A 22,087-nucleotide genomic window follows, 5' to 3' on the forward strand; every position below is an offset into this window, starting at 1 on the left:
ATAGTCAATTCAGGTCAAGCGTTGTTCGGAAGATAGGCGTTTATTTAGTGTTTTTTCACCTATCCTCTTACTTGGCACAATGGCTTTTATTACGGTTTAGGAAATCTCTAACCTTTGTAGTGTCATTATCTTTAAGCATCACCTCCTTTGATATAGTGAAGAAATATTTATTATATTTGAATATTCAGTTATTTTTATTTATAAAGATGACAAGCGACAAAATGACCGTTCCCTTGATCTGTCAACTCTGGTCTAACTTGTGAACAAACATCATGTACCTTTGGACATCTTGTACGAAATGGGCATCCGGAAGGTGGGTTGGATGGACTAGGTAGATCCCCCGTTAATATAATTTTTTCCCTTGCCTTTTTTTTGTCAACAGCGGGAACTGCAGATAATAATGCTTGTGTATAAGGGTGGAGCGGCTCGTGGTAGATTGCATGTTTTGGTGCAATTTCAGCAATTCGCCCTAAATACATGACCGCAACTCGATCACTTATATGTTTAACGACACTTAAATCGTGGGATATAAATAAATAAGTTAATTGTAGCTCATCTTGTAAATCTGCCATTAAATTAAGGACCTGTGCTTGTATGGATACATCCAATGCAGACACAGGCTCGTCGCACACAACAAATTTCGGATTCAAGACTAATGCCCTTGCGATACTAATTCTCTGCCTTTGTCCACCTGAAAATTCATGTGGATATTTCAAGCGATCGCTGGAACGTAAACCAACTTTTTCTAGTAAACTTGTTACTTTTGCTGTCCGTTCTTTTTTACTTAATTTCGTTTGTACAATTAAAGGCTCCTCTATTAACTCCCCTACATTCATTTTCGAATTTAGGGAAGCGAATGGATCTTGAAAAATAATTTGCATATCTCGTCGAGTAGCACGTAGCCTCCGATTGGTTAAATTCGAAATGTTTTGCTTCTCAAAATAGATTTCTCCTTCAGTTGGGTCGAGCAATCGTAAAATAACCCGACCTAATGTCGATTTACCAGACCCTGATTCACCAACGATTCCAAGTGTTTCCCCTCGAAAAACATGTAAAGATATATCGTCTACTGCCTTGACATGACCAATGGTATGCTTCAAAATACCCCCTTTAATAGGGAAGTATTTTTTTACGTTTGCTAGTTGTAAGATGACATCTTGTTCTGTGCCCTGCATAAGCTCTTTCTCCTGTAATGCCACGAGAACGCCCCCTTATTATAGATTTTAGTACCCATTTCGTTTGATTCTTTCCAGTTGTCCATGCTTTTTTCTATTGGTATTATTTGAAGTTTTTTCGTGTGTATAGGAGTAAAGAAGGAATGATTTTTACTATCATACTTTTAAAACATAGAAGTTATTACATTATTGTTCGTTTCCTTCGTATAAATAGCAGCGGACTTGATGTTCGTCAGTAAGATTTACTAATTTTGGATTATCCTCTCTACACTTTTCCATTGCAGACGGGCACCGGTCGGAAAATCGGCAGCCCTTTGGAAAATGATAAGACGGTGGTACCATACCGCTTATAGCCCCTAATCGTGGGACATCGTTATCAATATTTGGCAAGCTTTCTAGTAAGCCCTTTGTATAAGGATGCTGTGGTTGTTCAAATAATTGCGTAGTCGATGTGCTTTCTACAATTTGTCCACCATACATAACCATTACGCGGTCGGCATATTCAGCAACAATTCCAAGGTCATGGGTAATGAGCAAAATCGACATATTAAATCGTTCTTTCATTTCATTTAACAGATCTAATATTTGGGCTTGAATAGTTACGTCTAATGCTGTTGTCGGTTCATCGGCAATTAATAATTTAGGTGCACAGGAAATTGCAATAGCAATCATTGCTCGCTGCCGCATTCCGCCAGAAAGCTGGTGTGGGTACTCTCGCATCGTTTCTTCTGCACGAGGAAATCCGACCATCTTCAATAATTCGACAGCCCTAGTATAGGCATCCTTTTTCGTTAATTTTTGATGTTTTACTAAAGTCTCGATAATTTGGTTGCCTATTGTAAATACCGGATTTAAAGCGGTCATTGGTTCCTGAAAAATCATTGCGATATCATTGCCGCGAATTTTCGTCATTTGTTTTTCTGATAATGGCGTAAAGTCCGTTCCAGAAAATTTAATATATCCCGCCTCTATTTTCCCAGGTTTGTTAATTAGTTTCATAATCGATAAGGAAGTAACGCTTTTCCCACTTCCCGATTCACCTACGATTGCGACGGTTTCTCCTGGGTAAATGGCAAGATCAATACCATCCACTGCCTTTGCTACCTTTTTGTTTTCTAAGTAAAAATAGGTCTTTAGCCCACTTACTTCCAATAATGCGGGTTTATTCATAAACGTCACCTCGGTTTTGTTTATCTACCAATTCAAAAGGGAAAATAGTTATTTAATTAATTAGTATACTAATGTTTAAATATTTAGAATTAAATTTGCTGTTAATTTTAAAAATTTATACACTTTTTTTATATTAACGTTACTAGCAATTTGTAAACGGAATAAACTCCGCTTTTCGTGAAGTCTGTAGGCTTGTAAAGTAAAAACATGTATTCAAATTTGAAATATAAATTTTTCATTTTCAGGAATAAAAAGGTTATTAATACAAAATAATAAACCGATAATAAAATTTGAAAGGGTGGTAACTATGTTTAGCAGTTTAAAGCTTTCGGCTATATTGCTTGCGGCAGCTCTGCCAATTGCGAATGTTCTTCCTGATGAGAGTAAACTATTAAATGAATCAGCAGCTAGTACGGCAGAATTAGAGGAAGATTGGAACTATGTGCAAGTAGAACAGCGCTTAGGAGAAAATGAGGAAGTGCAATCGAAGGAAGCTAATTCTTCGACTGAGGAAGTAAAGCTTTCAGAGGCGCAAATAAAGGAACTAGAAGGCTTAACAGCAGATTTAATGGAAGGAAGAAAACAGCTAATTAATAAATATGTCGAATTTGGTATTCTAACGCAAGAGAAGGCAGATAAAATTTTGGAACATATGGACAAACATTTTCAAAAGCTAAAAGAAGAAAATTTCGTTCCGAAATGGGACAAGCATAAAATGCACAAGCATAAAGGAAAATGCGATTGTGAGAAAAATACAGATAATGTAAATCAATAAAAAAAGAAGGGCAGCTTAATTATAGGTTGCCCTTTCCTATGTTTACAGTAGCTATGGAAGAATCCAATTAAAAAGGATGCATTTAGCGCATTCACTACACTTGTTGATGGACAAGCAATTGGTTACAATGATTGAAGGTATATTTCACCAGTTTTTGAAGGGGGTTTTGCAAATGGAAGATAAATCATTTTCCGATGATTCTCGTTTTAAAATTGCCAAAAGAGAAGCGTGGATGGGTGTAGGATTAGTTATTGTTAATTTTCTATGGTGGTTTGGGTTTGCATATGGTTTAGGATCAGGCTCGCCAGAAGAATATCACTATATTTTAGGCTTTCCTGAATGGTTTTTTTATAGTTGTATTGGTAGTCTTGTCATCATGTCTATTCTCATATATTGGGCAGTGAAAAAATTCTTTAAAGATGTTCCTTTTGAAGAAGAGGATATGCAGCAGTAGGTTGGTAAAATAAGCGATATTATGATGAAAGTAGGATTTTGATGAATTGGGGTATTATATTTCCACTTATTATTTTTTTAGTAATTCTTTTTATCATCGGGTTTTGGTCTAATAAATATGTAAAGCAATCGAGTTCTTTTATTCAAGAATATTTTTTAGGTAGTCGAGAATTAGGTGGATTTATTTTAGCAATGACTATGATGGCCACCTATGGTAGTGCAAGTAGCTTTATCGGCGGACCGGGAGTAGCATATTCTACTGGTCTTGGCTGGGTTTTGTTATCGATGGCACAGCTACCTGCAGGATATTTTGTATTAATGATATTAGGAAAGAAGTTTGCAATTGTAGCGAGACAATACAAGGCGGTCACATTAATTGATTATTTAAAGGAAAGGTACCAAAGTAAATGGGTAGGGATATTGTCTGCCTTGAGTATTATTATTTTTCTTTTTTCCTCCATGACTGCTCAATTAGTTGGTGGAGCACGACTTATTGAATCGCTTGCTGGAATAAATTATACAAGTGCATTATTTGTATTTGTCGTTTCGGTAATGGCCTATGTTATCGTTGGCGGTTTCCGAGCTGTAGCCATTACTGATGCATTGCAAGGAACAGTAATGTTCTTTGGCACGTTAATATTACTGATTGCAACGATTATTGCTGGTGGTGGTATCAGCAATATTATGGCAGATTTAGTTTCAGAAAATCCAAACCTAGTAAGTCCGTTTGGATCTAATCGGGAATTAACGCCATTGTATGTATCTTCCTTTTGGATATTAGTTGGTGTTGGGGTTGTAGGTTTGCCACAAATTACGGTTCGCGCAATGTCTTATAAAAATTCAAAAGCGATGCATCGAGCAATTATTATTAGTACAATTTTCGTCGGTGTTATTATGTTAGGCATGCATTTGATTGGTGTTTTTGCTCGGCCGATTATTCCTGGAATTGAAATTGGTGATTCCGTTATGCCAACAATAACAATGAAGGTACTGCCTCCATTTTTAGCAGGAATTGTATTAGCTGCCCCGTTAGCAGCTATAATGTCGACCGTTAATGCTTTACTCATTTTGGTGAGCTCTGCATTAGTAAAGGATATTTATTTAAGCTACATAAATCCATCTGCTAGTACAAAAGAGATAAAAACGATTAGCTTCAGTGTAACTACAGTTCTTGGAGTGATCATTTTCTTAATGGCTTTGAGCCCACCTGATTTTCTTATCTGGTTGAATTTGTTTGCTTTTGGTGGTTTGGAAGCGGCGTTTATATGGCCAGTTATTTTAGGGCTTTATTGGAAGACGGGGAATAAATATGGGGCGATTATGTCGATGTTAGTTGGTGTCATTTCTTATATATTGTTTGATAGAAATTATCCAAGTGCACTCGGTATGCATACCGTTGTATTTCCAATTTTACTCTCGTTAATTGCGTTTATTATCAGCTCATTAGTTACAAAGAAGGCAACAGCTCAGTCGCTGTAAGGATAGAAAGGGAGTTACTCTAATCTAAACAAAAAGGAATAGATTTTTGCATCTATTCCTTTTTTATATCTTATTTTTCTTCTTATAAATCTTCTCCAATAATCCGAACTTCTCTTTCTAAGGCAACATTGAATTTTTCTTTTACCGTTTTTTGCACGTGTTCGATAAGGGAGATGTATTCGGTTGCCGTTGCATTGTCAACATTGACAATGAATCCGGCGTGTTTTTTGGAAACCTCTGCACCGCCTAGTCGTGTGCCTTGAAGGTTACTATCTTGGATTAGCTTGCCTGCAAAATAACCTGGTGGTCTTTTGAAAACACTGCCACAGGAAGGATATTCTAATGGTTGCTTTGATTCCCTGCGATATGTTAAATCATCCATCATTTCTTTGATTGCATTGAACTTTCCAGGCTTTAATTGAAAAGTAGCCTCTAATACAATATCGCCTTTTTCCTCGATATTGCTATGGCGATAGGATAACTCTAATTCGGAAGCAGTTCTTGTTTGGAGCTTTCCTTGTTTATCAACGACGATGCAATGATCTAGCACGTCTTTTACTTCTCCACCATAAGCACCTGCGTTCATATACAATGCGCCACCAACTGTTCCTGGAATTCCACATGCAAATTCTAGACCAGTCAAATGTGCCTCCAATGCTTTTCTCGAAACATCGATAATAGCTGCACCACTCTGGGCAGTAATTGTGTTGTTGTCTGCTGTAATGGAATGGAAGTTCTTTAAGGAAAGCACGATTCCGCGAATGCCGCCATCTCGAACAATCAAATTAGAACCATTGCCAATCAGTGTTAACGGAGTCAATTTTTTCTTGCAATATTGTACAATTCCTGCAACTTCTTCATAAGTATTTGGGGTAATAAAAAAGTCAGCCTTACCACCTAATTTAGTATACGTATGGTTTCGTAAATATTCATCAACGGCGATGTTATTTTTATCTACAATCGTTAGTAATTGATTATATATTTCCTGATTATTAGTCATTTCAAGTCATCCTTTATTTGTAAGTGATGAAAAAGCTTTTGCTGCTTCATCCACTAACTTTATCTTACGGTGAAAAAAAGAGTTGCGCAACCTTCTTGGGCGCTTTTTCTGTTATATCATATTTCCCTTCGAAAATAAATGTTCCGATCGTCTTTAATTAAAACATAGGAACGAATGAAATCCGAACTAAAAAAATGTAGTCAAGTGTAATACAAGTAGGAAAATAGTAAGGAAATTTTTCGTTTTATAAAGCTTCAAATAACCTTCTATGATAAAATAAAGGTAGTAGTACATAATACATGCAAAGAATACAAAATTTTCTGTAAGTAATAGAAATAAATATAGATAGGAAGAGGCTAGTGACGAACGATATTTACAAATTCTTTCAAAGAACAGGCGTAAAACGGTTTTTAATTTTTTCAATTATTATTTTTGTTTTATTTTTAATTGGCAGCATCATAAACATTGTTTTATTAACGTTTATTTTTTCGTTTTTAATTAATGGCTTGGAACAATTTATTACGAAAAGAATTCCTATTAATCGAAAGGTTACAGTACTTGCTATTTATGTTGCTGCAGTTTCTTTGCTTGTCTATGGTGCAGTTAAATATTTACCGATTATTATAAATGAAGTAACTCAATTATTTCATCAATTAGCGGATTTTTATTCAAAACCGATTTCAACAGACAATGTTATATTGAATTATATATTTGATCTATTGGAGAAATACAATATCTCGAACTATTTAGAAACGGGAGTTACGGTTATTTTGAAATTTGTTAACGACATTGGGACAGTAGGACTTCAGGTCTTTATTGCGTTAATTTTAAGCTTATTTTTCTTGTTAGAGAAAGAAAGAATAATCGTATTTACGAATAAATTTCAACATAGTAAGATTAGCTCCTTCTATAACGAAATTAAATACTTTGGTGGAAAGTTTGCGAATACGTTTGGTAAAGTAATTGAAGCCCAATTTATTATTGCTTCGGTTAATATGTTTATCACAACTGTATTCCTTTGGTTTTTACACTTTCCAAATCTTTTTGGCTTGGCAATTATGGTTTTCTGTTTAGGATTAATTCCGGTTGCTGGAGTTATCATTTCACTTATCCCATTATGCTTTATCGCCTATAGTATTGGCGGTTTGATGCATGTTGTATATATTTTAATCATGGTTGCAGTAGTGCATGCTATTGAAGCGTATGTGTTGAATCCAAAACTAATGTCATCGAAAACTAACTTACCGGTATTTTATACTTTTATTGTCCTAATTTTTGGGGAGCATTTCTTTGGAGTATGGGGATTGATTTTAGGAATTCCGATATTCGTCTTTTTGTTAGATGTATTAGGAGTGAAGACGTTAGACCCTGCGGCAAAGCCCGTTAAAAGTAAAAAATAATCGGCTCGTCGTCACCACCTATTGATTGAAAGGCTACAATGATAAACGAATCATGTATTAGAAATAAAATGCATCTTTTGGAGGCAATTATTTTGAGGAATTCATATCTAGAAATTCGTAAGGATAACAATGAATTTCCGATCGCCTGTTTTTTTAATAGTGGAGATTTAAACGTTCTTCCACACTGGCATAAAGAAGTGGAAATTGTCTATGTTTTAAAGGGAACATTAAATATAGGAATCAACGATACCATTTTAACAATGGCAGCAGGAGAAATTCGTATTATTAATGGCGGAGAGGTACATTATTACCTTTCGTCTCCTGATAGTGAGCGGATTGTTGTTATGTTTGATCATTCATTCTTTAAAGATATGAGACTAATAAACAAGGAAGAACACTCGCTTTTGCAATTATTGAATGGCTTTGAAAAATCAAGCCTCACTTGGCCGGAATCTACAGTAACTAGGCTGCAATCATTAATTCGAGAAATATATGAAGAGATGATTCAAAAAGAAAAAGGGTATTTATATGCCATTAAGTCGAAAATGTATGAGCTGATCCTCTGGTTATATCGAACAGTGTACTCGGATGAGAAATCGAATCAATATCAGTCGGAGGCAATTTCAAATCCGAAAATTCTCATTGATAATTTAAATAAAATTTTCTCGTTTATTGAAGAACATTATCAGCAAAAGATTACGATTGAGGATATTTCACAATATCTTGGCTTTAATCCACAATATTTTACGCGGTATTTTAAAAAATTAACTGGACAGACGTTTGTTACCTTTTTGAATGATTACCGTTTAAATAAAGCGAAATGGATTTTATTGAATGATGATTTGCAAATGATTGAGGTGGCAAGCTTAGCAGGTTTTCATAGTGTAAAAACATTTCATCATTTATTTAAGGAAAAATTCGGCACTTCGCCATTGAAATATAAAAAGTCAAAATACGGGAATAATTAATTAGATATTAAGGAAGAAAAAGGTATACTTCTGCTGTATTCTTAAGGAGACAGTAGGATATGCCTTTTTATTTTGGCTGTTTCGTAAGATTGTTGCTATTAGTAAATAGCCGATTAAATACACTCCGCTTTCCTGCGGGAGTCTACGTGTATTATAGTTGCTCAACCGTTCATTCAAGATTTCATATCTTATGAAAAACAACAATCTGATAGAAATCCGCCTTTATTTTTCAATCGATAATATGGACAGGATAGTGTGGATTGGAAAAATTTTTACAAAAAAATGAAAACGTTTTAACTGAAAGGGGTAATTCGATGAAAAACATTCCTGTAGCAGTTCAAATGTATACGTTACGTGATCAATGTGCTGAAGATTTTCTAGGTACTTTAGCAAAGGTAGCAGAGCTGGGGTACGATGGGGTGGAGTTTGCGGGGCTGTTTGGACATTCACCAGAAGAAGTAAGAGAGCATTTAGATAAATTGGGACTGAAGGCTGCGTCTAGTCATGTACCTTTAAGTGACTTAAAAACGAACTTAGCTCAAGTAATTGAAGAACAAAAAATATTAGGAAGTTCTTATATCGTTTGTCCATTTTTAATGCCTGACGAACGTTCAGAAGAAGATTACCTTTCGTTAATAGCCTTTTTACAAGTAGCAGGGGAAATTGTGGAAAAAGAAGGATTAACACTTTGTTACCACAATCATGATTTTGAACTAGAGCGTCTATCGGATGGTAGAACGGCATTAGAGGCGATTTTAAACGATACAAGCCCCGAATTTTTGAAAGCAGAGTTTGATATTTATTGGCTACAAAAATCTGGTGAACAACCAGTCGAATGGATTAAACGGTTTAAAGGACGCACACCAATTGTACATTTGAAAGACATGACAACAGATGAAGAGAAAGCGTTTGCTGAATTAGGTACAGGTGGAGTAGATTTGGAATCAGTTCTACATATTGGTGAAGAGGCAAATGTCCAATGGTGGGTTGTGGAACAAGATGTATGTCGTCGTAACCCATTAGAGAGTATTGAAATGAGCTTACATTATTTAAAATCTAAGCTTCCGTATTTAACGAAAGCATAAAGTAATTAACGAACAATTCATAAAAAAATCATCATTTGGAGGAATATAAAATGAGTACATTAAAAGTTGGAGTAATCGGCTGTGGAAGTATCGCAAGATATCGTCATTTACCAGAATATCATGCAAATAAAAATGTAGAAATCGTGGCAGTATGTGATATTGTTCCAGAGCGTGCAGAAGAAATGGCAAAGCAATATGGAGCAACAGCCTATACTGATTATCAAGAACTAGTAAACTTAGAAAATTTAGATGCCGTTAGTGTATGTTTACCAAACTATTTGCATGCTCCTGTATCTATTGCTGCATTAAATGCAGGGAAACATGTACTATGTGAAAAACCAATGGCAACATCAAAAGAAGAAGCAGAGGCAATGATTGAAGCAGCGAAAGCAAATGGTCGTAAGCTGATGATTGGACATAATCAACGCTTTGTTGCGTCCCATCAAAAGGCAAAAGAAATTATTGAAAGTGGCAAGCTAGGGAAAATTTATAGCTTTAAAACAACATTTGGTCATGGCGGTCCTGAAGGCTGGAGTATTGATGGTGCAGATAGCTGGTTCTTTAATAAAGAAAAAGCATTTATTGGAGCAATGGGGGACCTTGGTGTTCATAAAGCAGATTTAATGCGCTACCTATTAGGGGAATTCTCAGAGGTTGGTAGTTTCATTGAAACGAATGCGAAGTCTTATTCTGAAGTCGATGATAATGCGGTTTGCATTTTACGAACAGAAAATGGCGTAATTGGTACATTAGCGGCAAGCTGGGCATATGCTCCAGGTGGAGATAACTCGACTATTATTTATGGTGAAAACGGTATTCTTAAATTAGAAGCAGACCCAGAGTATTCCTTAATCGAAGAGTATCGAAACGGTGAAGTAGTCAACCATAAGCTAAGCAAAATTCAAACAAATGAAGAAGGTGGACAAACAACTTCACATGTAATTGACCACTTTGCAAATTGCTTATTAACAGATAAAGAGCCACTAATTACAGGCGAAGAAGGAAAGAAATCTTTAGAGATTATTTTAGGGGCTATTGAATCAATGGAAACGAAAAAAATCGTATCCCTATAATTTTACTTTCGTAATGAATAGGTTATAGACGGTGGAACGTTGCAAATCATCAATAAATTTACCGTAACATACTGGAGGACTTGACGATGGAAAAAAAATATAACTTGGCAATTGTAGGATATGGCGGTATGGGAGGCTACCATGCGAATCATATTTTAAAAGACCAACCAAGAATAGCGATTACTGGAATTTATGATATCAATCCGGAAAGAATGGAAGCTGCCATTACGGATGGTTACCAAGTATATGACAGCTTAGATGCCATATGTTCGGATGAAACAATTGATATCGTCCTAATAGCAACACCAAATGACGTGCATAAAGAAATTGCAATCCGTGCGTTGAATGCAAAAAAACATGTAGTTTGTGAAAAGCCAGTTACTATTTACAGTAAAGATTTTGAAGAAATGATTGCTGTTGCAGAGGAAAATAATCAAGTGTTAATGGTACACCAAAACCGTCGTTGGGACCAAGATTTTTTAACAACGAAGAAAATGTTTGATGAAAAAATGGTCGGCGATGTATTTCAAATTGAATCTCGAGTGCATGGAGCAAATGGGATTCCAGGTGATTGGCGTCATTTAAAAGAGCATGGTGGCGGTATGGTACTTGATTGGGGTGTCCACTTATTAGATCAGCTATTATTTATGGTAGATAGTAAGCTTACAAGTGTGTATGCGAACTTGAGCTATATTTTAGGTGATGAGGTGGATGATGGATTCCAAACGTATCTTACATTTGAAAATGGCATAAATGCTTTAGTTGAAGTAGGTACTACAAACTTCATCACGCTTCCAAGATGGTATATCAAAGGAACAGAAGGAACAGCTATCATCAATGATTGGAGTATTAATGGTAAAATTGTTAAACAAAATTCGGATGTATTAGCTGCAGCACCAAAACCTATTCAGGCTGGTCAAGGTTTAACAAAAACAATGGCACCACCTTCAGAGGAAGCAACGAGTACGTTAGCTTTACCTAGTGTTGAAAAATCAATGGAGGACTTCTATGAAAATTTAGTTTCTGTTATTGAAAAGAAAGCAGAGGCTATTGTCAAAAACGAAGAAGTGCTACGTATATTAAAACTAATGGAAGTAATTTTCAAAGCAGCTGAGAATAACGAAGTGATTAAGCTTTCTTTATAGGTTGATAATTAAATAGAACGTTACACAATTTACTAGCTGGACTCACAAATAGGGTTCAGCTATTTTATCATTAACTAAAGTTGCTATTAAAGAATTTTCTGGATATATATGATAGATATTTCATAAAATAATAAGTATTCAGTCGCGGTCTAAAGTTCAGGTAGTATCGTGCAATATTATTGTGAAGGAGACTAGCTAGATGAAGGTTACAGTTAATGATGTACTGCAATTATTAAAAAACAATATAGAGGTTCCTAAAAATACAGTCGATACGTTAAAGTTTGGTTCAGAAAATGCAGTGGTCAATGGAATTGCAATTGCGTTTATGCCAACTTATCGCGTTATCCAACAGGCAATCGATTTAGGAGCAAATCTATTAATCACCCATGAATGCTTATTTTACAACCATTGGGATGAAAAGCCATACGGAGAAAACCAAGTGCATGAAGAAAAGGAAAAATTATTGAAGGAATCTGGACTTGCTGTATTTCGGTTTCACGATTATTGGCATCGCTATCAGCCGGATGGGATTACGAAGGGACTCGTACAAGCATTAGAATGGGAGCCATACATTTCAGATGAGCTGCCAACTGCAACCATTGTTCAACTCCCAATGACAACCGTATTTGATATTGCGCAATATGTAAAAGGAAAGTTAGGGATGGACTATTTACGTTGTGTAGGAGACCTTTCGATGAAATGTCAGCGTGTAGGACTATTAGTTGGTTATAGAGGTGGAGGTTCCACTGCAATCCCTTTAATGGAAAAATATGATTTAGATCTTGTCTTATTTGGAGAAGGGCCGGAGTGGGAGACGCCAGAATATGTTCGGGATGCGATTAGTCAAGGAAGAAACAAGGCAGTAATCGCCTTAGGACATGCTGAAAGTGAAGAACCGGGAATGCGTTATTTAGCAAAACTAGTGCAAGGAAAATTTCCAACCATCCCAACCAATTTTATTTCTATGCAACCATTATTTCAGGTGATTTAGGGAATAGAATTAAAGAGTTAAAGAATAATAGTTGTTTCACTATTACTGGTTTAGGAGGAAGAATACATGTCAACGCATGAGAAAACATATGTTACTAATGCCAGCTTTATGCTTCATGGTGGAGATTACAATCCAGATCAGTGGCTAAATCGTCCCGATATTTTAGTATATGATGTGAAATTAATGAAATTGTCCCATACGAATACATTTTCTGTAGGGATATTTGCTTGGAGTACACTGGAACCAAGAGAGGGAGAATACAACTTTATTTGGTTAGATACTATTTTTGAAAACATCCACAAAATTGGCGGAAAGGTTATCCTTGCAACCCCAAGTGGTGCGCGGCCTGCATGGATGTCGCAAAAATACCCAGAGATCTTACGTGTCAATGAAAACCGACAAAAACAGCTTCATGGTGGAAGACATAATCACTGCTTTACTTCTCCGATATATCGAGAAAAGACGCAGAAAATCAATCGGAAGTTAGCCGAGCGATACGGAGATCATCCAGCGCTTTTACTGTGGCATATTTCAAATGAATATGGTGGGGAATGTCATTGTAATTTATGTCAAGATGCATTCAGAAACTGGCTAAAGGAAAAATATAATAATGATTTACAAGCATTGAATGATGCATGGTGGGGACCGTTTTGGAGTCATACATTTACCGATTGGTCACAAATTGAGTCACCATCACCAATTGGGGAAAATGCCGTTCATGGCTTGAAGCTTGATTGGAAACGATTTGTTACAGAGCAAACAATATCATTTTACGAAAATGAAATTGTACCGTTAAGAGAGCTAACACCAAATATTCCTATCACCACGAATTTTATGGCTGACACCGTTGACTTAATTCCCTTCCAAGGATTAGATTATAGTAAATTTGCTAAGCATTTGGATGTTATTAGCTGGGATGCATATCCCTCCTGGCACAATGACTGGGAAAGTACGGCTGATTTAGCGATAAAAGTAGGGTTTATCAATGATTTATACAGGAGCTTAAAGCAGCAGCCGTTCCTATTAATGGAATCAACGCCAAGTAATGTAAACTGGCATCCAATCAATAAAGCAAAGCGTCCGGGAATGCATCTGTTGTCCTCTATGCAGATGATTGCTCACGGATCAGATAGTGTGCTGTATTTTCAATGGAGAAAATCACGAGGTTCTTCTGAAAAATTTCATGGTGCAGTAGTAGATCATGATAATAGTCCAAACAATCGTGTGTTTCAAGAAGTTGCAAAGGTTGGAGAAACATTAGAGAAGTTAACAGATATTATTGGGACGAATCGACCTGCTGATATTGCAATCCTATATGATTGGGAGAGTAATTGGGCAATCAATGATGCACAAGGTTTTGGGATGGATACAAAGCGCTATCCGCAAACTTTACAGCAGCATTATCGTCCGTTTTGGGAAAAGGATATTCCGGTAGATGTCATCACAAAGGAACAGGACTTTTCTTCCTATAAATTACTAATAGTGCCAATGCTATATTTAGTAAGTGAAGATACAATTTCTCGTTTGAAATCCTTTGTTGCAAATGGTGGAAGACTTGTGATGACTTATATTAGCGGACTAGTGAATGAACATGACTTAACGTACTTATGTGGCTGGCATCATGATTTGCAAGAAGTATTTGGAATTAATCTGTTAGAAACAGACACTTTATATCCGAAAGACGAAAATTATGTTTCCTTTCATAACAAAATCTATCAATTAAAGGATTATGCGACTGTACTTTCTGTTCATGGTGCAAAAAGTGAAGGAATATATTTACAAGACTTCTATGCAAATACAGCAGCTATAACTAGTCATTCCTATGGAAATGGAAAAGCATATTATATTGGTGCTCGATTGGAAAATCAATTCCATACAGATTTCTATGATGAAATCATTGATGAGCTTGCTATTATGCCTGCAGCATCTGTAAAACATGGAAAGGGTGTTTCGGTACAAGTAAGAAAGTCCGCATCCGAAGATTATATTTTTGTCATGAATTTCACGGAAGAGAAACAACTAATTGCCTTTTCCGATACTGTGAAAGATATAATTACTGGAGACGAAATAACCGGGGAAATAATACTAGATAAATATGAAGTCAAAATTGTTTTGAAAAATACTAGTAAGTAAATTTTCCGCTATATTCGATAGCTTTCAAGATAAATTGTCTACATATTTTCAAGAGGAGCGGAAGAAGCAGTAAGAAGAGGGTATGTAATGATATACATGGATAATTTTGCATAATCAATAGAAAAATATTGAGGTGAGTGTATGTCCATTTTTTTCTTAAAAAAAGATAAAGTTTTTCACCTGCAATCCGAAAACATGAGCTACTGTCTTCAAATTATAAATGGTTATCCTGCCCATGCCTACTGGGGAAAGCGGCTGAGACATGGTGATCATTTAGCTAGCATACTAACACAGCAAAAAAAGAATTTTATTGACCGACTTCCACAGGAGTATCCGCAATATGGATCGGGTGATTTTCGCAGCCCTGCCTATCAAATCGAAATAGCGGATGATGGTAGTAGGGTCAGTGAGTTAATTTATACTGGATATCGGTTAATAGATGGTAAGCCGCCATTAGAAGGTCTACCGGCTGTATATGTGGAAGCAGATGATGAAGCACATACATTAGAGTTGCAATTGATAGATAACTATACGAAACTCGAAGTTTATTTATATTACACCATTTTTGAAAAAGCTAATGTTATTGCACGATCGGTACGATTTTTTAACAATGGGAAAAAGTCGCTGAAATTATTACGGGCTTTAAGTACGACAGTGGATTTCCATGATTCAAATTATGAAGCAATTTATCTTGCTGGAGCATGGGGTCGGGAAGCACATATGCAAAGAACACCGTTAAAGCCTGGGAATCTTTCAATCGATAGTAAAAGAGGGGTAAGTAGTCACCAACTAAATCCGTTTTTTGCATTGGCGCGTCCGAATGCTGATGAGAATCATGGCGATGTTTTCGGCTTTAGCTTTGTTTACAGTGGTAACTTTTTAGCGGAGGCAGAGGTAGACCCATATAATCAAACAAGGGTATCGATGGGATTGAATCCTTTTAATTTCTATTGGAATTTAGCACCTGGTCAAACCTTCCATACACCAGAAGTTATCATGGTATATTCCTCTAATGGAATTGGAGACATGTCACGCACCTTCCATACATTATATCGGGAGCGTTTAACAAGAGGAGCCTATCGTGATATGGAACGACCAATTTTAGTAAACAATTGGGAAGGAACGTATTTTGATTTTAATGAAGAAAAGCTATTGGAAATTGCGAAAGTAGGAAAGCAAGTAGGGTTAGAGTTGTTTGTTTTAGATGATGGCTGGTTTGGGAAACGGAATGATGATACTACTTCATTAGGCGATTGGTATGTCAACAAAGAAAAGCTTCCGAATGGTCTTGATGGCTTAGCGAAAAAAATTAATGGTATGGGAATGGCGTTCGGGCTTTGGGTGGAGCCAGAAATGATATCTCCGAAAAGCGAGCTTTACAAAAATCATCCAGATTGGTGTATTCATGTAAAGGGACGCAGGCGGACGGAATTTCGCCATCAATTAATTTTGGACTATAGCCGTAAAGATGTACGGGATTACATATTTAATCGATTGAGTGCTATTTTTACGAATGTTCCTGTTTCGTATATTAAATGGGATATGAATCGGTATATGACCGAAATAGGATCTGAGGCATTATTACCGGAACAGCAAATGGAACTACCGCATCGGTATGTGCTCGGACTTTACGAGCTACTGGAACGTTTTACAAAAAAATTCCCACATATATTATTCGAAAACTGTTCAAGCGGTGGCGGTCGTTTTGATCCAGGAATGCTGTTCTATATGCCGCAGACGTGGACTAGTGACGACACCGATGCGATTGAACGGTTAAAAATTCAATATGGAACAAGTGTTGTATATCCAACAAGTGCCATTGGTGCCCATATTTCTGTTGTACCGAATCATCAAGTAGGTAGAATGACTCCTTTAACTACTAGGGGAAATGTTGCAATGAGTGGGAACTTTGGCTATGAAATGGATTTAACGAAATTAACAAAGGAAGAAATAGAAATTGTAAAACAGCAGGTAGAATTATATAAAAGCATCCGATCTCTTGTGCAACAAGGCGATCTTTACCGTCTGAAAAGTCCATTTGAAGGAAATGAAGCTTCCTGGATGTTCGTTTCCAAGGATAAAAACAAAGCAGTCGTATTTTACAATAGAGTTTTATCGAAACCAAATGCTGCCTATCAACGGATTTTATTAAGTGGGCTAGATAGTAATAAAAATTATCAAGTAGAGGAATCGAAAGAAATATATGGTGGTGATTTGCTTATGCAAGCAGGTTACCCAATCCATCTTGCACGGAAGGATTTCTATAGTGTTTGCATTAAGCTACAGGCAGTAGATTAATAAATAAATAAAAATAATCCCCCATTACTTATGGAATACACAAATAATGGGGGAGATTTTTATTCGTTTACTTTATCTGCTGGGAATACGATTCCCACTTGTTTTCTAGCAGCTTCTAATAGACGTGCGGTAATACGTGAATTGAAATATGAATTAATCGATGATTCGGTTTTGCCACTTTCGATAAGCTCGATAAACGATTTCAATTCATAATACATCGTATTTTCGATTTGTGGTTTGCTTATATCCTCAATGCTTCCATCATTAAAATGGATCTCTACCTTCGATGGACTAGATATTTTATCAATTATAATCGTGCCATTTTCCCCTTGGATTTCAGAAGGTATAAAGGAATTGGATATTTTTGAATGAAAGACAACTGCCTCCATATCTTTATATGTGAATAAAATACTGCCTTGTCCATCCACACCGGATTCAAGCATATAGCCAGTTGCTTGTACCTTATCGGGCTCGCCAAAGAGCGCTACCATCGGATAAACACAATAAATGCCAATATCCATTAAGGAACCATTCGAAAACTCTGGTTTAAAGGCATTTAATATAATTCCTTCTTTATACTTATCATAACGAGAGGAATATTGACAATAGTTAGCAACATAACGACGGACTTTCCCGATTTTATGTAGATTTTCTTTTATGCTTAAGAAGCTTGGAACAAATGTTGTTTTCATTGCTTCCATCAGTAGAACCTTATTTTTTTGTGCACAAGCAATCATTAACTCGGCTTCTCTTTCATGTGAAGCAAAAGGTTTTTCGCAAATTACATGTTTGCCGTGCTCCATGAATAGCATTGACTGCTTGGCATGATGTGAATTAGGAGAAGCTATATAAATAGCATCAAAGCTATCACTTGCTGCCATCGCCTCTAAATCAGTAAAAATGTTTTCCACCTGATATTTTTCTGCAAATTCTTTCGCCCGTTCTTCCGTACGAGAATAAACAGCGGTTAATGAAAAATTATCTAATTGAAAACCACCGTCTAACAATTTTTCTGTAATCCAATTGGTTCCAATGATACCGAATCTAACCAATGATATTCACTCCTTTTGTTACGAATAGGGTAAGTCTTCGTAAGACAAGTTAATATATTTATTTCGGGTTTTATTATATAATTTTTTTAGATAAAACAGAAGTAAAATTTCGGCAACAGCAGTTTAATAAGGATAGGAGGAGAATAAATGTATTCAGCAAATGAACATCGATATGAGGAAATGAAATATAATCGAGTAGGAAAATCTGGCCTGCTGCTTCCTGCTGTTTCTTTAGGGCTATGGCATAATTTTGGCGGGGTAGATACGTTTGAAAATGGAAGGGCTTTATTACGGAAAGCTTTTGATTTAGGTATTACCCATTTTGACCTTGCTAACAACTATGGCCCACCTGCTGGATCTGCTGAAGAGATGTTTGGGAAAATGTTGAAATCTGATTTTGCACCTTATCGTGACGAAATGATTATCTCCTCAAAAGCCGGCTACTATATGTGGCCAGGACCGTATGGAGATTGGGGTTCACGAAAATACTTAATTGCTAGCCTTGATCAAAGCTTAAAACGGTTAGGGTTAGATTACGTGGATATTTTCTATTCTCATCGTCCGGATCCGAATACACCAATTGAGGAAACGATGATGGCATTGGATCACATTGTTAAACAAGGAAAAGCGTTATATGTTGGGATTTCTAACTATAATGCGGAACAAACGAAAGCTGCAGTGGAAATATTACGGGAATTAGGGACGCCGTTATTAATTCATCAACCTAGATATTCCATGTTTGATCGGTGGGTAGAGGATGGATTGTTGGATGTATTAGAAGAAAACGGTGTTGGATCCATTGCCTTTAGTCCACTTGCACAAGGCTTATTAACGAACAAGTATTTACATGGAATTCCGGAGGATTCGCGAGCAGCCAAAACTACTTCACCATTTTTGAATGCAAATGATGTAAAAGAAGAAACCATTAATAAAGTACAAGCATTAAATGAAATTGCACAACAACGTGGACAAAGTCTTGCACAAATGGCATTAGCTTGGGTGCTACGTGGCGGAAGAGTTACCTCTGTCTTAATTGGAGCAAGTAAAATAAGTCAATTGGAAGATAGTGTAGGTGCAATACAGCATTTGGACTTCGATGACGAAGAATTACAAGCAATTGAAAAAATTTTAAAAGCATAATTGAAATATCGAAAGACCCGACAACATACGAAAGTTTGTCGGGTCTTTATTGATAATAAGTAATAGATGGAGATAATTTTTGCAAACCATCTAATCTATATGGTTTAGTATTTCTTTAAATTCCGTTACGATAATATCTGCCCCTTCTAATTCGCCTGCTTTTTTAAAATCTGCGTAATCGCAGCCGACAACAATAAGCCCATTTTCTTTTCCTGCTTTAACATCAGAAGAGCGGTCACCAACCATCCACGAATTTTTTAATTGATGCTTGTCGAGTATCATTTTTACTAAATCAACTTTTGTAGCGGTTTGATATTCCCCGGCACTATATACACCTTCAAATAAAGACTGAAGTCCACAACATTGAACAACACCTTTTACATAATCCTCAAGCCCGTTACTCGCGACAAATAATCGAATTCCTTTATCGTGCAATGCTTGAAGCGTTTCAGTCACATTATCATAGAGTCTACCATTACCTTTTTCTAATTCCTCTAATTCCAATTCTGCTAAACGTTGATTAATGTAATCAACACTTTCTTTAGAAGCATTCGGAATGACATTAGACCAAATATCTTCTAAAAGCATTCCTAAGCATGCATACATTTTTTCGATTGGAGGTGTTTCTCCTGTATATAAACCCCGAGCCTTTAATTCAGAAAAACTAGTAAAGTAAGCAACATCAAGTACTGATTCGGTCTTAAATAATGTTCCGTCAATATCAAAAATCATCGCATCTGGTGTTTGTAAATTCATGATCTAACCTCCAAATATCGTTTTTATCACTCTAATTGGTATGTATATAAATCGTTTCTATTATAACATGTCGCCGAAAGAAAATTATCTTTAGAGGGGAAATGATAAAAATATTGTCATTATATTCATTGGAGAGTATGGTAAGTAAATAACCATAGGTGATGAAATACTAGCTATCATACAAATTTTAATTTATATTTGATATAATAAAATGGAAATTTCATGGAGATTTAGGAGGAACATGTGATGAGTTGGAGATTGATTGCAGAAAAATGGCAGAATTTTGCAGAATTAGACCCCGCTTTAAAGCAACAATTAGATTCATTGAAAAACGATGAGAAGAAACTAGAGGACCTTTTTTATAAAGAACTTGAGTTTGGTACAGGTGGGATGCGTGGAGAAATCGGTCCAGGCACAAACCGAATGAATATTTATACTGTCCGCAAAGCTTCTGAAGGGTTAGCGCAATTTTTGCTAAACCAAGGGGAGGAATTAGCAAAACGTGGCGTAGTTATTGCCTATGATTCGAGACATATGTCCCCTGAGTTTTCATTAGAAGTTGCGAAAACGGTTGGAAAACATGGGATTAAAGCATATTTATTTTCAGAATTACGTCCAACTCCAGAATTATCATTTGCTGTACGCTATTTGAAAGCAGCTGCAGGTGTAGTAATTACTGCTAGTCATAATCCACCTGAATATAATGGTTTTAAAGTATATGGTGACGATGGGGGACAACTACCACCGAAGGAAGCAGATTTGCTTGTAAATTTTGTTAATGAAGTAAAAGATGAGCTAACAATTAAAGTTGCGGATGAGAAGGCATTATTAGAAAACGGAACACTTCAATACATCGCAGAAGATGTTGATGAAGCATATTTAGAACAAGTAAAATCGATTCAATTAAATAAAGAGCTTGTAGACAGCGTCGGAAAAGATTTACAAATTGTCTTTACGCCATTACATGGAACCTCTAATAAGCTTATTCAAACTGGCTTGAAAATGTTTGGATTTGAAAATGTAGCGGTAGTAAAAGAACAAGAACAACCTGATCCAAATTTTTCTACTGTAAAATCTCCTAATCCAGAAGAGCATGCTGCATTTGAAATTGCGATTCGCTATGGAAAAGAATTAGATGCAGATATTTTATTAGGTACTGATCCAGACTGTGATCGTCTTGGTGTCGTTGTGAAAAACAATGAGGGAGAGTATGAAGTGTTAACTGGTAACCAAACAGGTGCAATCATGCTTCATTACCTTCTATCGCAAAAGAAAGCGAAAGGTATTTTACCAGAAAATAGCGTTGTATTGAAAACAATTGTTACCTCTGAAATTGGACGTGCAATTGCAGACAGCTTTGGACTACCTACTGTTGATACGTTAACAGGCTTTAAATTTATTGGGGAAAAAATAAAACAATATGAAAAAACGGGTGTACATACTTTCCAATTTGGTTATGAGGAAAGCTATGGCTATTTAATAGGAGACTTTGTTCGTGATAAGGATGCGGTGCAAGCTGCATTATTTGCAGCAGAGGTTGCAGCATATTACAAAGCACAAGGAAAGAGCTTGTACGATGGGTTAATGGATATCTTTGCGCAATATGGATATTATCGTGAAGGCTTACAATCGTTGACATTAAAAGGAAAAGATGGTGCTGAACAAATTGCTGGTATTTTAGAAGAATTTCGGGCAAATCCACCAAAAGAAATGGCGGGAATCGCAGTAACTGCGGTAGAGGATTATCGTGAAAGCATTCGTAAAGAATTTGAAACAGGTAAATTAAGCCCAATCAATCTACCGAAATCGAATGTGTTAAAATATTTCTTAGCGGATGGCTCTTGGTTCTGTGTTCGCCCGTCAGGAACAGAACCAAAATGTAAATTTTACTTTGCTGTTAGAGGAACCTCATTAGAAAACAGCGTGAGTTTACTAAACCAACTACAAGAATCTGTAATGGAAACCGTGCAGGGGATTGTGAATAAATAAGAGAT

At 36.2% G+C, this 22,087-nt stretch carries 18 protein-coding genes; 13 read left to right on the forward strand and 5 right to left on the reverse strand.

Features of this window, described 5'->3' with window-relative positions; translation table 11 throughout:
* Window positions 1-194: 194 nt before the first annotated feature.
* Both OEV98_RS16300 and OEV98_RS16305 read right to left on the reverse strand, forming a co-directional pair.
* Window positions 195-1,175, reverse strand: a complete 981-nt coding sequence (locus OEV98_RS16300; protein ID WP_263074498.1) for an ABC transporter ATP-binding protein — start codon at window positions 1,173-1,175, stop codon at window positions 195-197.
* Window positions 1,176-1,361: 186 nt separating this feature from the next.
* The gene (locus tag OEV98_RS16305) at window positions 1,362-2,345 is read right to left on the reverse strand and encodes an ABC transporter ATP-binding protein (protein WP_263074414.1); all 984 of its coding nucleotides are present in this window, start codon (window positions 2,343-2,345) and stop codon (window positions 1,362-1,364) included.
* Window positions 2,346-2,652: 307 nt separating this feature from the next.
* Between OEV98_RS16305 and OEV98_RS16310 the strand changes: the two genes are divergently transcribed.
* The 3 genes from OEV98_RS16310 (at window position 2,653) to panF (ending at window position 5,052) form a co-directional block, all read left to right on the forward strand.
* On the forward strand, window positions 2,653-3,120 hold the full coding sequence (locus OEV98_RS16310) for a YckD family protein (protein WP_263074415.1): 468 nt from the start codon (window positions 2,653-2,655) through the stop codon (window positions 3,118-3,120).
* A 172-nt stretch (window positions 3,121-3,292) separates the two neighbouring features.
* Entirely contained in the window at window positions 3,293-3,574 is a 282-nt protein-coding gene (locus tag OEV98_RS16315) for a YhdT family protein (RefSeq protein ID WP_263074416.1), read from the forward strand.
* Window positions 3,575-3,615: 41 nt separating this feature from the next.
* Complete coding sequence (gene panF / locus OEV98_RS16320) at window positions 3,616-5,052, forward strand: sodium/pantothenate symporter (protein WP_263074417.1); 1,437 nt, start codon at window positions 3,616-3,618, stop codon at window positions 5,050-5,052.
* Between the two features lie 82 nt (window positions 5,053-5,134).
* Here the strand turns inward: panF and murB are convergent, their stop codons facing one another.
* A complete protein-coding gene (gene murB, locus OEV98_RS16325; RefSeq protein WP_263074418.1) occupies window positions 5,135-6,052 on the reverse strand; it encodes a UDP-N-acetylmuramate dehydrogenase in 918 nt (305 codons plus the stop codon).
* A gap of 359 nt (window positions 6,053-6,411) precedes the next feature.
* Between murB and OEV98_RS16330 the strand changes: the two genes are divergently transcribed.
* The 8 genes from OEV98_RS16330 to OEV98_RS16365 all read left to right on the forward strand — a co-directional run bounded on the left by OEV98_RS16330 (window position 6,412) and on the right by OEV98_RS16365 (window position 17,145).
* The gene (locus tag OEV98_RS16330) at window positions 6,412-7,452 is read left to right on the forward strand and encodes an AI-2E family transporter (protein ID WP_263074419.1); all 1,041 of its coding nucleotides are present in this window, start codon (window positions 6,412-6,414) and stop codon (window positions 7,450-7,452) included.
* Window positions 7,453-7,544: 92 nt separating this feature from the next.
* On the forward strand, window positions 7,545-8,420 hold the full coding sequence (locus OEV98_RS16335; RefSeq protein ID WP_263074420.1) for an AraC family transcriptional regulator: 876 nt from the start codon (window positions 7,545-7,547) through the stop codon (window positions 8,418-8,420).
* Window positions 8,421-8,734: 314 nt separating this feature from the next.
* On the forward strand, window positions 8,735-9,505 hold the full coding sequence (locus OEV98_RS16340) for a sugar phosphate isomerase/epimerase family protein (RefSeq protein WP_263074421.1): 771 nt from the start codon (window positions 8,735-8,737) through the stop codon (window positions 9,503-9,505).
* A 50-nt stretch (window positions 9,506-9,555) separates the two neighbouring features.
* Window positions 9,556-10,578 carry a Gfo/Idh/MocA family protein gene (locus OEV98_RS16345; RefSeq protein WP_263074422.1) on the forward strand — a complete coding sequence of 341 codons (1,023 nt, stop codon included), beginning with the start codon at window positions 9,556-9,558 and terminating at the stop codon, window positions 10,576-10,578.
* Window positions 10,579-10,664: 86 nt separating this feature from the next.
* Window positions 10,665-11,723: a Gfo/Idh/MocA family protein gene (locus tag OEV98_RS16350; RefSeq protein WP_263074423.1), complete on the forward strand. Its 1,059-nt coding sequence runs from the start codon at window positions 10,665-10,667 to the stop codon at window positions 11,721-11,723.
* A gap of 199 nt (window positions 11,724-11,922) precedes the next feature.
* Entirely contained in the window at window positions 11,923-12,714 is a 792-nt protein-coding gene (locus tag OEV98_RS16355) for a Nif3-like dinuclear metal center hexameric protein (RefSeq protein WP_263074424.1), read from the forward strand.
* Window positions 12,715-12,780: 66 nt separating this feature from the next.
* Window positions 12,781-14,847, forward strand: coding sequence for a beta-galactosidase (locus OEV98_RS16360; protein ID WP_263074425.1), 2,067 nt, complete (start codon window positions 12,781-12,783; stop codon window positions 14,845-14,847).
* Window positions 14,848-14,988: 141 nt separating this feature from the next.
* A complete protein-coding gene (locus OEV98_RS16365) occupies window positions 14,989-17,145 on the forward strand; it encodes an alpha-galactosidase (protein ID WP_263074426.1) in 2,157 nt (718 codons plus the stop codon).
* 59 nt (window positions 17,146-17,204) lie between these two features.
* Here the strand turns inward: OEV98_RS16365 and OEV98_RS16370 are convergent, their stop codons facing one another.
* Window positions 17,205-18,197, reverse strand: coding sequence for a Gfo/Idh/MocA family protein (locus OEV98_RS16370; RefSeq protein ID WP_263074427.1), 993 nt, complete (start codon window positions 18,195-18,197; stop codon window positions 17,205-17,207).
* A gap of 147 nt (window positions 18,198-18,344) precedes the next feature.
* Here OEV98_RS16370 and mgrA point away from each other — a divergent pair, with 147 nt between their 5' ends.
* Entirely contained in the window at window positions 18,345-19,337 is a 993-nt protein-coding gene (mgrA, locus tag OEV98_RS16375; protein WP_263074428.1) for an L-glyceraldehyde 3-phosphate reductase, read from the forward strand.
* Window positions 19,338-19,427: 90 nt separating this feature from the next.
* On the opposite strand, the gene OEV98_RS16380 is transcribed toward mgrA, so the two are convergent.
* Window positions 19,428-20,093, reverse strand: coding sequence for an HAD hydrolase-like protein (locus OEV98_RS16380; protein ID WP_263074429.1), 666 nt, complete (start codon window positions 20,091-20,093; stop codon window positions 19,428-19,430).
* Between the two features lie 246 nt (window positions 20,094-20,339).
* On the opposite strand from OEV98_RS16380, the gene OEV98_RS16385 reads away from it, so the two are divergent.
* Window positions 20,340-22,082: a phospho-sugar mutase gene (locus tag OEV98_RS16385; protein WP_263074430.1), complete on the forward strand. Its 1,743-nt coding sequence runs from the start codon at window positions 20,340-20,342 to the stop codon at window positions 22,080-22,082.
* Window positions 22,083-22,087: the final 5 nt, after the last annotated feature.

The organism is Perspicuibacillus lycopersici, from assembly GCF_025660475.1.
In the GTDB taxonomy this organism is placed as follows: domain Bacteria; phylum Bacillota; class Bacilli; order Bacillales; family Caldibacillaceae; genus Perspicuibacillus; species Perspicuibacillus lycopersici.

Bases quoted from the DNA above. Each gene is read 5' to 3' on its own strand.
- OEV98_RS16300 (WP_263074498.1), bottom strand. From the start codon at position 1,175: ATGCAGGGCACAGAACAAGATGTCATCTTACAACTAGCAAACGTAAAA.
- OEV98_RS16305 (WP_263074414.1), bottom strand. From the start codon at position 2,345: ATGAATAAACCCGCATTATTGGAAGTAAGTGGGCTAAAGACCTATTTT.
- OEV98_RS16310 (WP_263074415.1), top strand. From the start codon at position 2,653: ATGTTTAGCAGTTTAAAGCTTTCGGCTATATTGCTTGCGGCAGCTCTG.
- OEV98_RS16315 (WP_263074416.1), top strand. From the start codon at position 3,293: ATGGAAGATAAATCATTTTCCGATGATTCTCGTTTTAAAATTGCCAAA.
- panF (WP_263074417.1), top strand. From the start codon at position 3,616: ATGAATTGGGGTATTATATTTCCACTTATTATTTTTTTAGTAATTCTT.
- murB (WP_263074418.1), bottom strand. From the start codon at position 6,052: ATGACTAATAATCAGGAAATATATAATCAATTACTAACGATTGTAGAT.
- OEV98_RS16340 (WP_263074421.1), top strand. From the start codon at position 8,735: ATGAAAAACATTCCTGTAGCAGTTCAAATGTATACGTTACGTGATCAA.
- OEV98_RS16345 (WP_263074422.1), top strand. From the start codon at position 9,556: ATGAGTACATTAAAAGTTGGAGTAATCGGCTGTGGAAGTATCGCAAGA.
- OEV98_RS16350 (WP_263074423.1), top strand. From the start codon at position 10,665: ATGGAAAAAAAATATAACTTGGCAATTGTAGGATATGGCGGTATGGGA.
- OEV98_RS16355 (WP_263074424.1), top strand. From the start codon at position 11,923: ATGAAGGTTACAGTTAATGATGTACTGCAATTATTAAAAAACAATATA.
- OEV98_RS16360 (WP_263074425.1), top strand. From the start codon at position 12,781: ATGTCAACGCATGAGAAAACATATGTTACTAATGCCAGCTTTATGCTT.
- OEV98_RS16365 (WP_263074426.1), top strand. From the start codon at position 14,989: ATGTCCATTTTTTTCTTAAAAAAAGATAAAGTTTTTCACCTGCAATCC.
- mgrA (WP_263074428.1), top strand. From the start codon at position 18,345: ATGTATTCAGCAAATGAACATCGATATGAGGAAATGAAATATAATCGA.
- OEV98_RS16380 (WP_263074429.1), bottom strand. From the start codon at position 20,093: ATGAATTTACAAACACCAGATGCGATGATTTTTGATATTGACGGAACA.
- OEV98_RS16385 (WP_263074430.1), top strand. From the start codon at position 20,340: ATGAGTTGGAGATTGATTGCAGAAAAATGGCAGAATTTTGCAGAATTA.